The sequence below is a fragment of the Citrobacter sp. Cpo037 genome, assembly GCF_030332945.1.
GTDB classification, from domain to species: Bacteria; Pseudomonadota; Gammaproteobacteria; order Enterobacterales; family Enterobacteriaceae; genus Citrobacter; species Citrobacter portucalensis.
The window spans coordinates 1-15,522 of the sequence record NZ_JAOWGW010000076.1; the positions used below are offsets into that span (position 1 = coordinate 1).

At 54.5% G+C, this 15,522-nt stretch carries 10 protein-coding genes; 6 read left to right on the forward strand and 4 right to left on the reverse strand.

Annotation, left to right across the window (positions count from 1 at the left end; translation table 11 throughout):
* Positions 1–241: 241 nt before the first annotated feature.
* A complete protein-coding gene (locus OGX94_RS19875; RefSeq protein WP_003826501.1) occupies positions 242–679 on the reverse strand; it encodes an acetyltransferase in 438 nt (145 codons plus the stop codon).
* 157 nt (positions 680–836) lie between these two features.
* Here OGX94_RS19875 and metA point away from each other — a divergent pair, with 157 nt between their 5' ends.
* From metA to aceK, 4 genes are all read left to right on the forward strand, one after another.
* Positions 837–1,766: a homoserine O-acetyltransferase MetA gene (gene metA / locus OGX94_RS19880; RefSeq protein WP_003826503.1), complete on the forward strand. Its 930-nt coding sequence runs from the start codon at positions 837–839 to the stop codon at positions 1,764–1,766.
* A 268-nt stretch (positions 1,767–2,034) separates the two neighbouring features.
* On the forward strand, positions 2,035–3,636 hold the full coding sequence (gene aceB, locus OGX94_RS19885; RefSeq protein WP_032942053.1) for a malate synthase A: 1,602 nt from the start codon (positions 2,035–2,037) through the stop codon (positions 3,634–3,636).
* 31 nt (positions 3,637–3,667) lie between these two features.
* Positions 3,668–4,972, forward strand: a complete 1,305-nt coding sequence (gene aceA, locus OGX94_RS19890; RefSeq protein ID WP_003826506.1) for an isocitrate lyase — start codon at positions 3,668–3,670, stop codon at positions 4,970–4,972.
* 102 nt (positions 4,973–5,074) lie between these two features.
* Positions 5,075–6,856, forward strand: a complete 1,782-nt coding sequence (gene aceK / locus OGX94_RS19895; RefSeq protein WP_003826508.1) for a bifunctional isocitrate dehydrogenase kinase/phosphatase — start codon at positions 5,075–5,077, stop codon at positions 6,854–6,856.
* A gap of 86 nt (positions 6,857–6,942) precedes the next feature.
* On the opposite strand, the gene iclR is transcribed toward aceK, so the two are convergent.
* Positions 6,943–7,767, reverse strand: coding sequence for a glyoxylate bypass operon transcriptional repressor IclR (gene iclR / locus OGX94_RS19900; protein ID WP_003826510.1), 825 nt, complete (start codon positions 7,765–7,767; stop codon positions 6,943–6,945).
* Positions 7,768–7,962: 195 nt separating this feature from the next.
* Here iclR and metH point away from each other — a divergent pair, with 195 nt between their 5' ends.
* Both metH and OGX94_RS19910 read left to right on the forward strand, forming a co-directional pair.
* Positions 7,963–11,646: a methionine synthase gene (gene metH / locus OGX94_RS19905; RefSeq protein WP_003826511.1), complete on the forward strand. Its 3,684-nt coding sequence runs from the start codon at positions 7,963–7,965 to the stop codon at positions 11,644–11,646.
* Between the two features lie 220 nt (positions 11,647–11,866).
* Positions 11,867–13,498 (forward strand): Na/Pi cotransporter family protein, encoded by a 1,632-nt coding sequence (locus OGX94_RS19910; protein ID WP_003826514.1) that lies wholly within the window; start codon positions 11,867–11,869, stop codon positions 13,496–13,498.
* 194 nt (positions 13,499–13,692) lie between these two features.
* Here the strand turns inward: OGX94_RS19910 and pepE are convergent, their stop codons facing one another.
* Both pepE and OGX94_RS19920 read right to left on the reverse strand, forming a co-directional pair.
* Positions 13,693–14,382 carry a dipeptidase PepE gene (gene pepE, locus OGX94_RS19915; protein ID WP_191222628.1) on the reverse strand — a complete coding sequence of 230 codons (690 nt, stop codon included), beginning with the start codon at positions 14,380–14,382 and terminating at the stop codon, positions 13,693–13,695.
* A gap of 483 nt (positions 14,383–14,865) precedes the next feature.
* Positions 14,866–15,417 carry an AAA family ATPase gene (locus tag OGX94_RS19920; RefSeq protein ID WP_149335851.1) on the reverse strand — a complete coding sequence of 184 codons (552 nt, stop codon included), beginning with the start codon at positions 15,415–15,417 and terminating at the stop codon, positions 14,866–14,868.
* Positions 15,418–15,522: the final 105 nt, after the last annotated feature.

A 15,522-nucleotide genomic window follows, 5' to 3' on the forward strand; every position in this document is an offset into this window, starting at 1 on the left:
CAGGACGCCCGCCATAAACTGCCAGGCATTAATTAAAGTGAAGAAGCCCATCCTGCCGGATGGGCTTTTTTGCGTCTGTGTGGGATGAAAACCGCCGGATGCGGCGTGCCGCCTTATCCGGCCTGCAGGGGCTGGGCTGAACGTATTTTGTAGGCCTGATAAGCGCAGCGCATCAGGCAACACGTCTGCACACTGCCGGATGCGGCGTATCGCCTTATCCGGCCTACAAAAGCTAGTCCTGCTACCCTCGTACGAGGTTGAGTAACGGGTACGGTCGTCCGAGATCGTCCACCTCTGTACGTCCCGTCACGCTAAATCCCATCTTCTTATAGAATCCAACCGCCTGCTCATTCTGCTCGTTAACATTGGTTGTTAGCGTTGAACTCATTGATAAAGCATGTTCAATCAGCAGTTTACCAACGCCACTACCACGCACATCCGGATCGACAAACAAAGCATCGATATGCTGGTCGGTCAGGAGCATAAAGGCGACGGGCTCATCCTGTTCTGTCACTGCAACCCACAGAGGGGCTTCTGGTAAAAATGAACGTACCAGCTCCTCCAGCTCAATCCGATAATCCGCAGAGAGGAAATGGTGCGTGGCATCTACTGAGCGACACCAAATAGAAACTAACTTATCTCCTTCGTCCTGACGCGAACGACGAATGGTAAGGTTCATAGCATTCTCCTTTTTTCTTTACTGCACTATTCTACAGCAAGGAGCCGTGAAACTTTCTCAACTTGAGGATGCAGGCTCGACATTCGCATGATTCCTGGGTATCTTCAGCTATCTGGATGTCTAAACGTTTAAACGTATGTTGTGAGGTTATCAGGTTATGCCAATTCGCGTGCAGGACGAGCTACCCGCCGTCAATTTTTTGCGTGAGGAAAACGTCTTCGTGATGACGACATCCCGCGCTTCCGGTCAGGAAATTCGTCCACTGAAGGTGCTCATCCTCAACCTGATGCCCAAGAAGATTGAAACGGAAAACCAGTTCCTGCGCTTACTGTCTAACTCACCGCTGCAGGTTGATGTTCAGCTATTGCGCATCGATGCCCGCGAGTCACGCAACACCCCAACGGAGCATCTGAATAACTTCTACTGTAATTTCGAGGATATCTGCGATCAGAACTTTGACGGATTGATCGTGACCGGCGCGCCGTTGGGCCTGGTTGAATTTAATGATGTGGCTTACTGGCCGCAGATTAAGCAAGTGCTTGAATGGGCCAAAGATCACGTTACCTCGACGCTATTTGTCTGTTGGGCGGTGCAGGCCGCGTTGAATATCCTGTACGGAATTCCCAAGCAAACCCGCACGGACAAACTCTCAGGCGTCTATGAGCACCATATTCTGCACCCTCATGCGCTTCTGACGCGTGGATTCGATGATGCGTTCCTGGCCCCGCATTCCCGCTATGCTGATTTCCCTGCAGCGCTTATTCGCGACTACACCGATCTCGAGATCTTTGCTGAAACCGAAGAGGGAGATGCCTACCTGTTTGCCAGCAAAGACAAACGTATCGCCTTCGTGACGGGTCATCCTGAGTATGACGACCATACACTCGGCAGCGAATATTTTCGTGACGTCGAAGCGGGTTTATCGCCGGAAGTACCCTATAACTATTTCCCGAAAGATGACCCGCAAAACAAACCGCGGGCAACCTGGCGTAGCCACGGTAATCTGTTGTTTACCAACTGGCTCAACTATTACGTCTACCAGATCACGCCATATGATCTGCGTCACATGAATCCAACGCTGGATTAATCTTCTGTAGCAGACGATCCTTAAGCGTTTCAGCATATTGAATCAGGCACCCTCGGGTGCCTTTTTTATTTCCGAAACGCACCTCAATGTGTAATTAAATTTTATTTATATTGTTATCAATAGGTTAATTGATAATTAAATTAAAAATGGAAATTGTTTTTGATTTTGAAATTTAAATGAGTAGTCTTAGTTGTGCTGAACGAAAAGCGCACAACGATCCTTCGTTCGCATTGGGGATATGTTTGGATCAATGACGAGGAACTATGCAATGAATCAACAGGCAACGACAACCGATGAACTGGTCTTTACCAGGCCGCGTGGCGAACAGGAACAGCAAATTCTGACCGCTGAAGCTGTGGAGTTTCTGACTGAACTGGTGACAAGATTTACGCCAAAACGGAATAAACTTCTGGCTGCACGTATCCAGCAGCAGCAGGATATTGATGACGGTAAGTTGCCTGATTTTATTTCGGAAACAGCTTCCATTCGTGAAGGTAACTGGAAAATTCGCGGAATTCCTGATGATTTACTGGATCGCCGCGTAGAGATCACCGGACCCGTTGAGCGCAAGATGGTCATCAACGCGCTGAACGCGAACGTCAAAGTCTTTATGGCTGACTTCGAAGATTCACTGGCTCCTGAGTGGAGCAAAGTTATCGACGGGCAGATCAACCTGCGCGATGCGGTCAATGGCACCATTAGCTACACCAACGAAGCGGGTAAAATTTATCAGCTCAAGCCTAATCCGGCTCTGTTGGTATGTCGCGTTCGTGGTCTGCATCTGCCGGAAAAACACGTCACCTGGCGTGGCGAATCTATCCCGGGCAGCCTGTTCGACTTTGCCCTCTATTTCTTCCACAACTACAAAACGTTGCTGGCGAAAGGCAGCGGCCCTTATTTCTATCTGCCAAAAACGCAGGCCTGGCAAGAAGCGGCATGGTGGAGCGAAGTGTTCAGCTATGCAGAGGACCGCTTTAACCTGCCGCGCGGCACCATTAAAGCGACCCTGCTGATTGAAACGCTGCCTGCCGTCTTCCAGATGGACGAAATTCTGCACGCCCTGCGTGACCACATTGTGGGTCTGAACTGCGGTCGTTGGGACTACATTTTTAGCTATATCAAAACACTGAAGAACCACCCGGATCGCGTGCTGCCGGACCGTCAGGTGGTGACGATGGATAAACCATTCCTCAGCGCCTATTCGCGTCTGCTGATTAAAACCTGTCATAAACGTGGCGCATTCGCGATGGGCGGCATGGCAGCGTTCATTCCCAGCAAAGATGCGGAACGTAACAACCAGGTTTTGACCAAGGTAAAAGCGGACAAAGCACTGGAAGCGAATAACGGTCATGACGGCACATGGATTGCCCATCCGGGACTGGCCGATACCGCTATGGCGGTGTTCAACGACGTACTCGGTGAAAACAAAAATCAGCTGTTCGTGACCCGTGAAGAAGATGCCCCGATTACCGCAGAGCAACTGCTGGCACCTTGTGAAGGTGAGCGTACTGAAGAAGGCATGCGCGCCAATATCCGTGTCGCGGTGCAGTACATCGAAGCGTGGATCTCCGGTAACGGCTGCGTACCGATTTACGGTCTGATGGAAGACGCGGCCACCGCCGAAATCTCCCGTACCTCCATCTGGCAGTGGATCCACCACGAGAAGACGCTCAGCAACGGCAAGCCGGTTACCAAACCGCTGTTCCGTCAGATGCTGGCCGAAGAGATGCTGGTGATTCAGGACGAGCTGGGCGAACACCGCTACAGCAGCGGGCGTTTTGACGATGCCGCGCGCTTGATGGAGCAAATCACTACCTCTGATGAACTGATCGATTTCTTGACCCTGCCAGGCTACCGCCTGCTGGCGTAATTCACCACATAACAATATGGAGCATCTGCACATGAAAACCCGTACTCAACAAATCGAAGAATTACAGAAAGAATGGACTCAACCGCGCTGGGAAGGCATCACCCGTCCATATAGCGCGGAGGAAGTGGTGAAATTACGTGGCTCGGTCAACCCGGAATGCACGCTGGCGCAGCTTGGCGCGGCGAAAATGTGGCGTCTGCTGCACGGCGAATCGAAGAAAGGTTATATCAACAGCCTCGGCGCGCTGACCGGCGGTCAGGCGCTGCAGCAGGCGAAAGCCGGTATTGAAGCGGTCTACCTTTCAGGCTGGCAGGTGGCGGCAGATGCCAACCTGGCATCCAGCATGTACCCGGACCAATCGCTGTATCCGGCGAACTCCGTCCCGGCGGTGGTGGATCGGATCAACAACACATTCCGTCGCGCCGATCAGATCCAATGGTCAACCGGTATTGAGCCGAACGATCCTCGCTATGTCGATTACTTCCTGCCGATCGTTGCCGATGCGGAAGCAGGGTTTGGCGGCGTACTGAACGCGTTTGAACTGATGAAATCGATGATTGAGGCTGGTGCAGCGGCCGTTCACTTCGAAGATCAGCTCGCATCGGTGAAAAAATGTGGTCACATGGGCGGCAAAGTGCTGGTTCCGACTCAGGAAGCTATCCAGAAACTGGTGGCCGCCCGTCTGGCAGCCGACGTCATGGGTGTGCCGACGCTGGTGATTGCACGTACCGATGCTGACGCAGCCGATCTGATTACGTCTGATTGCGACCCATACGACAGCGAGTTCATCACTGGCGAACGTACCAGCGAAGGGTTCTACCGTACGCATGCGGGTATTGAGCAGGCGATCAGTCGTGGCCTGGCCTACGCACCGTATGCGGATCTGGTGTGGTGTGAAACCTCCACGCCGGACCTTGAGCTGGCGAAGCGATTTGCCGATGCGATCCATGCGAAATACCCTGGCAAACTGCTGGCTTACAACTGTTCGCCGTCGTTTAACTGGCAGAAAAACCTGGATGACAAAACCATCGCCAGCTTCCAGCAGCAGCTGTCGGATATGGGTTACAAATACCAGTTCATTACCCTGGCGGGTATCCACAGCATGTGGTTCAACATGTTCGACCTCGCGCACTCCTATGCGCAGGGTGAAGGCATGCGCCACTATGTTGAGAAGGTTCAGCAGCCAGAATTTGCGGCAGCTAAAGACGGTTACACCTTCGTCTCCCATCAGCAGGAAGTGGGCACAGGTTACTTCGATAAAGTCACCACCATCATTCAGGGCGGAGCTTCCTCGGTGACCGCGCTGACCGGCTCGACCGAAGAATCGCAGTTTTGATTAATGCCCGGTGGCGCTGCGCTTACCGGGCCTACGAAGGGATGTAGGCCGGATAAGCGAACGCGCCATCCGGCATGACGTTGTGCCGGATGGGAGACATTGATGACGCGTGGCCTGGAATTACTGATTGCTCAGACTATCTTGCAAGGTTTCGACGCCCAGTACGGGCGTTTTCTGGAAGTCACCTCCGGCGCGCAGCAGCGTTTTGAACATGCTGACTGGCATGCGGTTCAACAGGCGATGAAAAGCCGTATTCACCTTTACGATCATCACGTGGGTCTGGTGGTGGAGCAGTTGCGCTGCATTACTGACGGCAAAAGTACCGACGCGGATTTTTTACTTCGCGTGAAAGAGCATTACACCCGGCTACTGCCGGATTACCCGCGCTTCGAGATTGCGGAGAGTTTCTTTAACTCCGTTTACTGTCGGTTATTTGACCACCGCTCGCTGACTCCCGAGCGGCTGTTTATTTTCAGTTCTCAGCCAGAGCGCCGTTTTCGCACGATCCCACGTCCGCTGGCGAAAGACTTTTTTCCGGATACCGGCTGGGAGTGGCTGCTGACACGCGTCCTTAGCGATCTGCCCCTGCGTCTGCCGTGGCAGAACAAACATCGTGATATCCACTACATCATCGAACACCTGACCGAAACCCTGGGAGCGGATGTGTTGTCGGGTTGCCATTTACAGGTGGCGAACGAACTGTTTTATCGCAATAAGGCTGCCTGGCTGGTCGGTAAGTTGATTACTCCTTCGGGGACGCTACCGTTTTTACTGCCAATCCACCGGACTGATGAAGGCGAATTGTTTGTCGATACCTGTCTGACCACGACGGCGGAGGCGAGTATTGTGTTTGGCTTCGCCCGCTCCTATTTTATGGTTTACGCCCCTTTGCCCGCGGCGCTGGTGGAGTGGCTGCGCGAGATCCTGCCCGGTAAAACCACCGCCGAACTGTACATGGCGATTGGCTGTCAGAAACACGCGAAGACCGAAAGTTACCGCGAATATCTGCTCTATCTTGCCCATTGCGATGAGCAGTTTATTGAAGCGCCTGGGATCCGCGGCATGGTGATGTTGGTGTTTACGCTGCCGGGTTTTGACCGGGTGTTTAAAATCATCAAAGACAAATTTGCCCCGCAAAAAGAGATGTCTGCCGCCCACGTCCGCGCCTGCTATCAACTGGTCAAAGAACACGATCGTGTTGGGCGGATGGCTGACACCCAGGAATTCGAGAATTTTGTGCTGGAGAAACGGCAAATCGATCCGGCGCTGATGGCGCTGTTATTGCAGGAAGCCCCGGAAAAAATTACCGATCTCGGCGATCAGATCGTCATTCGCCATCTGTATATTGAACGACGGATGGTGCCGCTGAATATCTGGCTGGAGCAGGTCGAAGGTCAGCAACTGCGCGATGCCATTGAAGAGTACGGCAACGCCATTCGTCAGTTGGCCGCCGCCAATATTTTCCCCGGCGATATGCTGTTTAAGAACTTCGGCGTGACCCGTCACGGGCGCGTGGTGTTCTACGACTACGATGAAATCTGCTACATGACGGAGGTGAATTTCCGCCATATCCCGCCGCCACGCTACCCGGAAGATGAGATGAGCGCTGAGCCGTGGTACAGCGTATCGCCGGGAGATGTCTTCCCGGAAGAGTTTCGTCACTGGCTATGTGCCGACCCGCGTATAGGGCCGCTATTTGAAGAGATGCACGCTGACCTGTTCAGCGCTGACTACTGGCGCGGCCTACAGACGCGCATCAAAAACGGTCACGTGGAAGATGTTTACGCCTACCGGCGTCGGCAACGGTTCAGCGTACGTTATGAAACCGACCGTAGGCCGGATAAGGCGCTTGCGCCGCCATCCGGCAATGTGCGCCGTGCCTGATGCGCTACGCTTATCAGGCCTACAAATCTGCCCTAACCCTGGACAGTAGGCTGGGTTAGGCGTAGCCGCCACCCGGCAACCCCATCTTAGCGAAATCCACCGTACGCCAGCGTCACTTCTTTCGCCGCTTTGATCGCCATGGCGCCAAACTCGGTCACGCGATCGTCGGTAATACGCGAAATGGGTCCGGAGATGGAAATCGCGGCGAATGGCTCGCGGTGCTCGTCATAAATGCACGACGCCACGCAGCGTAGACCCAGCGCATGTTCCTCATCATCAAAGGAATAGCCGCGCTTGCGCGTCTGGGCCAAATCCTCTTTCAGATGCACTGGCGACACCAGCGTGGCGTGTGTATAAGCATGCAGGCCTTTGCGGTGCAGCAGGCCAGTCACTTGTTCTTCGCTCAGTTGGGATAAAAACGCCTTACCCGCACCGGAGGCGTGCATCGGCAGCTTGCCGCCGATAGGCGCGGACATGCGCATCAGTTGGGTGCACTGCACCTGGTCGATAATAATGGCCTGATGATCGCTTTGATCCAGCACGGCCAGGTTTACCGTCTCACCGGAATCTTCCATCAGCTTGCGCAGGATCGGATGCACAATCGCCAGCAGATTACGGCTTTGCAAAAAGCTGCTGCCGACGATGAACGCATGCGCACCTACGGCCCAGTGGCCTAATTCACCCACCTGCCGGACAAAACCCTGCTGCTGCATGGTGGTCAGCAAACGGTGAGTCGTGGAGTTTGGCAGGCCAGCCTGCTGCGCCAGCTCGGTCAGCGCCACGCTGCCGTTGGATTCCGCAATCCACTCCAGCAGCTTCAGGCCGCGGGTCAGAGACTGAACCTGCCCGGTTGCAGGTGCAGTAGCGGCGGCGGGTTTTCTACCGCGTTTCGCGGGGACAGTGGCTACCATGGCAGACTCCTTTTCTGTATCGTGGAAATCATTTTCGTTTTATTCAATTATAATGCAAGAATTCCTGTACTGATCGGATGAGTGAAGCTGAACATGTCTCATGTTGGCCGTTGTTCTCTTTTCCGCCTCTCAGGTTTGTGCCAGTATGGCCTGTTGAGTTTTTTTCGGTCTGGTTGAGCGTTGTCGGGAGCGAGTGTGAGCAGCAAAGTAGAACAATTACGTCAGCAGTTAAATGAACGTATTCTGGTGCTGGACGGCGGTATGGGCACCATGATCCAGGGATATCGTCTGAGCGAAGAGGATTTCCGCGGCGAACGCTTTGCCGACTGGCCGTGCGATCTGAAAGGTAACAACGACCTGTTGGTGCTCAGCAAACCGGAGGTGATTGCCGCCATCCATAACGCCTACTTTGAGGCGGGCGCGGATATCATCGAAACCAACACCTTTAACTCGACGACTATCGCCATGGCGGATTACCAGATGGAATCCCTGTCGGCGGAAATCAACTTTGCGGCAGCCAAACTGGCGCGTGCGGCGGCTGACGAATGGACGGCGCGCACGCCGGAAAAACCGCGCTACGTCGCGGGCGTGCTCGGCCCAACGAACCGTACGGCGTCTATCTCGCCTGATGTTAACGACCCGGCTTACCGCAACATTACCTTTGATCAGCTGGTGGCCGCCTACCGTGAATCCACCAAAGCGCTGGTGGAAGGCGGCAGTGACCTGATCCTGATTGAAACCGTCTTCGATACTCTGAACGCCAAAGCCGCTATTTTCGCGGTTAAAACTGAATTCGAAGCGCTGGGCGTTGAGCTGCCGATTATGCTCTCCGGCACCATCACCGACGCTTCCGGCCGTACGCTTTCCGGCCAGACTACCGAAGCATTCTACAACTCCCTGCGCCACGCCGATGCGCTGACCTTCGGTCTGAACTGCGCGTTAGGTCCGGACGAGCTGCGCCAGTACGTGCAGGAACTGTCACGCATTGCCGAATGCTACGTGACTGCGCACCCGAACGCCGGTCTGCCGAACGCCTTTGGTGAATACGATCTCGACGCCGATACCATGGCGACGCAGATTCGCGAGTGGGCTGAGGCCGGTTTCCTGAATATCGTCGGCGGCTGCTGCGGCACCACGCCGGAACATATCGCCGCCATGAGCCGCGCGGTGGATGGCTTACCGCCGCGCCGCTTGCCGGAAATCCCGGTTGCCTGCCGCCTTTCCGGCCTTGAGCCGCTGAACATCGGCGACGACAGCCTGTTTGTGAACGTCGGCGAGCGTACCAACGTCACCGGTTCGGCGAAGTTTAAACGCCTGATCAAAGAAGAGAAATACAGCGAAGCGCTGGACGTCGCCCGTCAGCAGGTGGAAAGCGGCGCGCAGATCATCGATATCAACATGGATGAGGGGATGCTCGATGCCGAAGCGGCAATGGTGCGTTTCCTCAACCTGATCGCCGGTGAGCCGGATATCGCCCGCGTGCCGATTATGATCGACTCCTCGAAATGGGACGTCATCGAGAAAGGCCTGAAGTGCATTCAGGGTAAAGGCATCGTTAACTCCATCTCGATGAAAGAGGGGGTTGAGACCTTTATCCATCATGCGAAGCTGCTGCGTCGCTACGGTGCCGCGGTGGTGGTGATGGCCTTTGACGAGCAAGGGCAGGCCGACACCCGCGCACGTAAAATCGAAATCTGCCGTCGGGCGTACAAAATTCTTACCGAAGAGGTGGGCTTCCCGCCGGAAGACATCATCTTCGACCCGAACATCTTTGCTGTCGCGACCGGTATTGATGAGCACAACAACTACGCGCAGGACTTTATCGGCGCGTGTGAAGACATCAAACGCGAACTGCCGCACGCGCTGATCTCCGGCGGCGTTTCTAACGTTTCATTCTCGTTCCGTGGCAACGACCCGGTACGTGAAGCCATTCACGCGGTATTCCTCTACTACGCCATTCGCAACGGCATGGACATGGGGATCGTCAACGCCGGACAGCTGGCAATTTATGACGACCTGCCCGCCGAGCTGCGCGATGCGGTTGAAGATGTGATCCTCAACCGTCGTGACGATGGCACCGAACGACTGCTGGAGCTGGCAGAGAAATATCGCGGCAGCAAAACTGACGACACGGCGAATGCCCAGATGGCGGAATGGCGCACCTGGGACGTGAAAAAGCGCCTCGAATACTCGCTGGTGAAAGGCATTACCGAGTTTATTGAGCTGGATACCGAGGAAGCGCGCCAGCAGGCAGCGCGTCCGATAGAAGTTATTGAAGGACCGCTGATGGACGGCATGAACGTCGTTGGCGATCTGTTCGGCGAAGGCAAAATGTTCCTGCCGCAGGTGGTGAAATCCGCCCGCGTGATGAAGCAGGCGGTGGCGTACCTCGAACCGTACATTGAGGCCAGCAAAGAGAAAGGCTCCAGCAACGGTAAAATGGTCATCGCGACCGTGAAGGGCGATGTGCACGATATCGGCAAAAACATTGTTGGCGTGGTGCTGCAATGTAACAACTACGAAATCGTCGATCTTGGCGTGATGGTGCCAGCGGAGAAAATCCTCAGAACGGCGCGTGAAGTGAATGCCGACTTGATAGGCCTTTCCGGGCTGATTACCCCGTCGCTGGACGAAATGGTCAACGTGGCGAAAGAGATGGAGCGTCAGGGATTCACTATTCCGCTGCTGATTGGTGGTGCGACCACCTCAAAAGCGCACACGGCGGTGAAAATTGAGCAGAACTACAGCGGCCCGACGGTGTACGTGCAGAACGCCTCGCGTACCGTTGGCGTGGTGGCTGCGCTGCTCTCTGACACCCAGCGCGATGACTTTGTCGCCCGTACGCGTAAAGAGTACGAAACCGTGCGTATCCAGCATGCGCGTAAGAAACCGCGTACCCCGCCAGTAACGTTACAGGCTGCCCGCGACAATGATCTGGCCTTCGACTGGGAAAACTACACCCCGCCGGTGGCGCACCGTCTGGGCGTGCAGGAAGTGGAAGCCAGCATCGAAACCCTGCGCAATTACATCGACTGGACGCCGTTCTTTATGACCTGGTCGCTGGCCGGGAAATACCCGCGCATTCTTGAAGATGAGGTGGTAGGAGAAGAGGCGAAGCGCCTGTTCAAAGACGCTAACGACATGCTGGATAAACTCAGCGCTGAGAAGACCCTGAATCCGCGCGGCGTGGTGGGGTTATTCCCGGCCAACCGCGTGGGTGACGACATCGAGATTTACCGTGACGAGACGCGTACGCACGTTATCAACGTGAGTCATCACCTACGCCAGCAGACGGAAAAAGTCGGTTTCGCCAACTACTGCCTGTCTGACTTTGTTGCGCCGAAACTGAGCGGCAAAGCGGATTACATCGGTGCTTTCGCGGTGACCGGTGGTCTGGAGGAAGATGCGCTGGCGGATGCCTTCGAAGCCCAGCATGACGACTACAACAAGATCATGGTGAAAGCGATCGCTGACCGTCTGGCGGAAGCGTTCGCAGAATATCTGCATGAGCGCGTGCGTAAAGTCTACTGGGGCTATGCGGCGAATGAGAATCTCAGTAACGAGGAGCTAATCCGCGAAAACTACCAGGGGATTCGCCCGGCACCGGGTTATCCGGCGTGTCCGGAACACACCGAAAAAGCCACCATCTGGGAGCTGCTGGATGTGGAAGCGCACACCGGGATGAAACTCACCGAATCTTTCGCCATGTGGCCAGGCGCGTCGGTCTCCGGCTGGTATTTCAGTCATCCGGACAGCAAGTACTACGCCGTGGCGCAAATCCAGCGCGATCAGGTTGAAGATTATGCCTTCCGTAAAGGCATGAGCGTGGCAGAAGTGGAGCGCTGGTTAGCGCCGAACCTCGGCTATGACGCCGACTGATTCACAAAACTGTCATCTTTCTTTACAACAAACAGGGCGCTCAATGAGTGCCCTGTCTCTTTATTACGTTTAAACCCTTATACTGAAAGGGGGCCGTTGCCGGATGGCGGCGTAAACGCCTTATCCGGCCTACATAGGGATGATTTGTAGGCCTGATAAGCGCAGCGCCATCAGGCAAATGAGCCTCAAAAAACCATAAAAATAAGGAGAACCTGATTCCGTGTTAACTCTGTTACACCTGCTTTCTGCCGTCGCGATGCTGGTTTGGGGTACGCATATTGTGCGTACCGGCGTGATGCGCGTCTTTGGCGCCCGCTTGCGTACCGTGCTCAGCCGTAGCGTTGAAAAGAAGCCGCTCGCCTTTTGTGCAGGTATCGGCGTAACGGCGCTGGTGCAAAGTAGCAACGCCACCACCATGCTGGTGACCTCGTTTGTTGCACAAGATCTCGTGGCGCTCACCCCTGCGCTGGTCATAGTGCTCGGCGCCGACGTGGGGACCGCGCTGATGGCGCGTATCCTGACCTTCGATCTCTCCTGGCTGTCGCCACTGCTGATTTTTATCGGCGTGATCTTCTTTCTCGGTCGTAAGCAGTCCCGCGTGGGGCAACTGGGGCGGGTTGGTATTGGACTGGGGTTGATTTTGCTGGCGCTGGAGCTGATTGTGCAGGCGGTAACGCCGATCACCCAGGCGAATGGGGTACAGGTTATTTTTGCCTCGCTCACCGGCGATATTATGCTCGATGCGCTGATTGGCGCCATGTTTGCGATTATCAGTTACTCCAGCCTGGCGGCGGTGCTGCTGACGGCCACGCTGACCGCGGCAGGTATTATCTCGTTCCCGGTGGCGTTGTGTCTGGTGATTGGTGCCAACCTCGGGTCCGGCCTGCTGGCGATGTTGAATAACAGCGCCGCTAACGCTGCAGCACGTCGTGTGGCGCTCGGTAGCCTGCTGTTTAAGCTGGTGGGGAGCCTGATTATCCTGCCGTTTGTTCATCCGCTGGCCAATCTGATGGATGAACTGCCGCTGCCGAAATCTGAACTGGTTATCTACTTCCACGTCTTCTACAACCTGGTGCGCTGCGTGGCGATGGTGCCGTTCGCCGAACCGATGGCGCGTTTTTGTAAGCGCATCATCCGCGATGAGCCGGAGCTGGATGCACATCTTAAACCCAAACATCTGGACGTCAGCGCGCTGGATACGCCGACGCTCGCTCTGGCCAATGCCGCCCGTGAAGCCCTGCGTATCGGCGACGCGATGGAGCAGATGATGGACGGGCTGAAGAAGGTGATGCATGGCGAGCCGCGTGAAGAAAAAGAGCTGCGCAGGATGGCGGACGACATTAACGTGCTGTACACGGCAATTAAGCTCTATCTGGCGCGGATGCCAAAGGATGAGCTGGCGGAAGAGGAATCGCGCCGTTGGGCGGAGATTATCGAAATGTCGCTCAACCTTGAGCAGGCTTCCGATATTGTCGAACGTATGGGCAGCGAGATAGCCGATAAGTCGCTGGCCGCCCGCCGGGCATTCTCTGTCGAAGGGCTGAAAGAACTGGATGCGCTCTACGATCAGTTGCTCAGCAATCTGCAGCTGGCGATGTCGGTGTTCTTCTCAGGAGATGTGACTAGTGCCCGTCGTCTGCGCCGCAGCAAGCACCGCTTCCGTATTCTCAATCGTCGTTATTCGCATGCGCACGTTGACCGTCTGCATCAACAGAACGTGCAGAGCATCGAGACCAGCTCATTGCACCTGGCGCTGTTGGGCGATATGCAGCGTCTGAACTCGCTGTTTTGCTCCGTGGCTTACAGCGTGCTGGAACAGCCGGATGAAGACGATGGGCGGGATGATTTTTGAGTGAGGTGAAGCGGTAGGCCGGATAAGGCATTTATGCCGCCATCCGGCAATGTTGTCGTTTACTTTGTAGGCCGGATAAGGCGAAGCCGCATCCGGCAATGTGCGCTGAACTGCCTGATGGCGCTGCGCTTATCAGGCCTACAGTTGTAGCCCGGATAAAGCGAAGCCGCATCCGGCATCAGACAATAAATCAACTAAAAGCAGTGGCCTGCTTCAACGGCAGCCGCCTCTTCACCCGCTTTGAAGATATACGTGGTGTTCGGGCCGCCAAGCACGGATTGACCGTTACTCACTTTGATCCAGTTACCTTCCGGCAAGCCAATCACCGTCAGCTCTGGTGCCACAACCAGCAGCTCGCGGATACGCTGTTCACGCGTTTCGCCTTTGTGGCCTTCCGGCAGCGCGTTGGTGAAGTGTGGGTTAATTTGCAGCGGGAACAGACCGAGCGCATCAAAGCCTTTTGGATCAACAATCGGCATGTCGTTGGTGGTGCGGATGGTCTGGCAGGCGAGGTTGGAACCTGCGCTCCAGCCAATGTACAGCGCACCGCGTTTGACGACATCCACAATCGGCGCCAGCAGTCCGCGTTCGCGGCTTTCTTTCAGTAACTGGAAGGTATTACCCCCGCCGACAATCACCAGCTCTGCGTTTTCAATAGCGGCAATCGGGTCGGCAACGGTATGAATACCCGTAACGTTGACGCCCATTGGCGCAAAGATGGCTGCCGTTTTCGCCGTGTACTCATCCCAGGTTTGCGTCACGCCAGCGAACGGAATAAACACCGCCGTACGGCGACCATTCAGTTGTTCAGCAATCAGCGGCAGCGCATGTTCCATCCAGCCTTTGCCCGGCAGCGTCGAGTTACTCAATAAAAGCAGTTCCATCATTTCTCCATGTAATCAGAAAATTACAAACCGCGCTAATGCTACCACTATCAGGCTAACGCCTTACTGATATGGCTCACGATGTTGGAAGGGGGAGATAGAAGCTGAGGCTATTTTTTAAGTGTCAATTCAATGCCGAGTACCTTCATCATCAACCAGCGCAGTCGCGGGATCGTACTGAGTCAGTTTATTCATGGCGGAAGACCTCCTGATAATCCAGTGAACGTGCGAGCATTCTTCAACAGGTTTAACATCACCAGCTAAACCATTCGCCAAACGAAAAACGGGGGAGCAAGGGGAAATGCTGGCAGGAGGAAACAGGAAAGCGCCTCGCAATAATACGTAGTTTTTCAGGATGCTGCGGTTGATACGAGAAACGATAACATGGGATAGGGGGGCTTTGTGCCAGGCGCGGAAGCTATATGTCCACTAGAATATGACAGATTCATGCATGGTGATTCACCACTACACGTAGTTGCCGTTTTAGCAGGGTTTTATCCTGGAAAGAATAAAATCCACTCGCTCTTCTACAGAAGCACATGGTAATTCAATCAACTGATAGTCATACATACGGTATGTTTTTACCATTGCGTGATATGTCGCGATGGCAACATCGAAAGATTGTTTGCGCTCTGTGTCCTGTACATATATTTCACGCCAGGGTGGTGCAATAAATACGATTCGGTTATAGCGAAATTTCTCGATGGCGTTCTCCAGATGCCTCGGTATGGTAAGTTCAGAAAGACGTAAATAACCTACAACATCAGGAACACCACGATCAAAGAAGCAGGGTTGTGTGTGCCCTTCCGCTTCATGCCACGAACGCATTTCCCAGGATAGCATCAGCTCTGCAAATGCAGTCTGGTTGGCCCACGGTAATGCATCGCCGCCGATGTTAACCTGGTCTTGTATCACACCTCTTCCAGCTTCTTTAGAACACCAAAACCCTCGTTTTATAATCGTATCAATTATCGTGCTTTTGCCTGACCCTGGGCCACCAGTCAGAATGAATCGATGCTGAAAAGCTGAAGACATTGAACTCTCCCAAACCTTCTTAGACGCGATGATTTAGCAATTGATGGCGTACTTTTTGCGTATCGTCATATTACCTGCTGATGGCATGACTAACTACGTTTTATC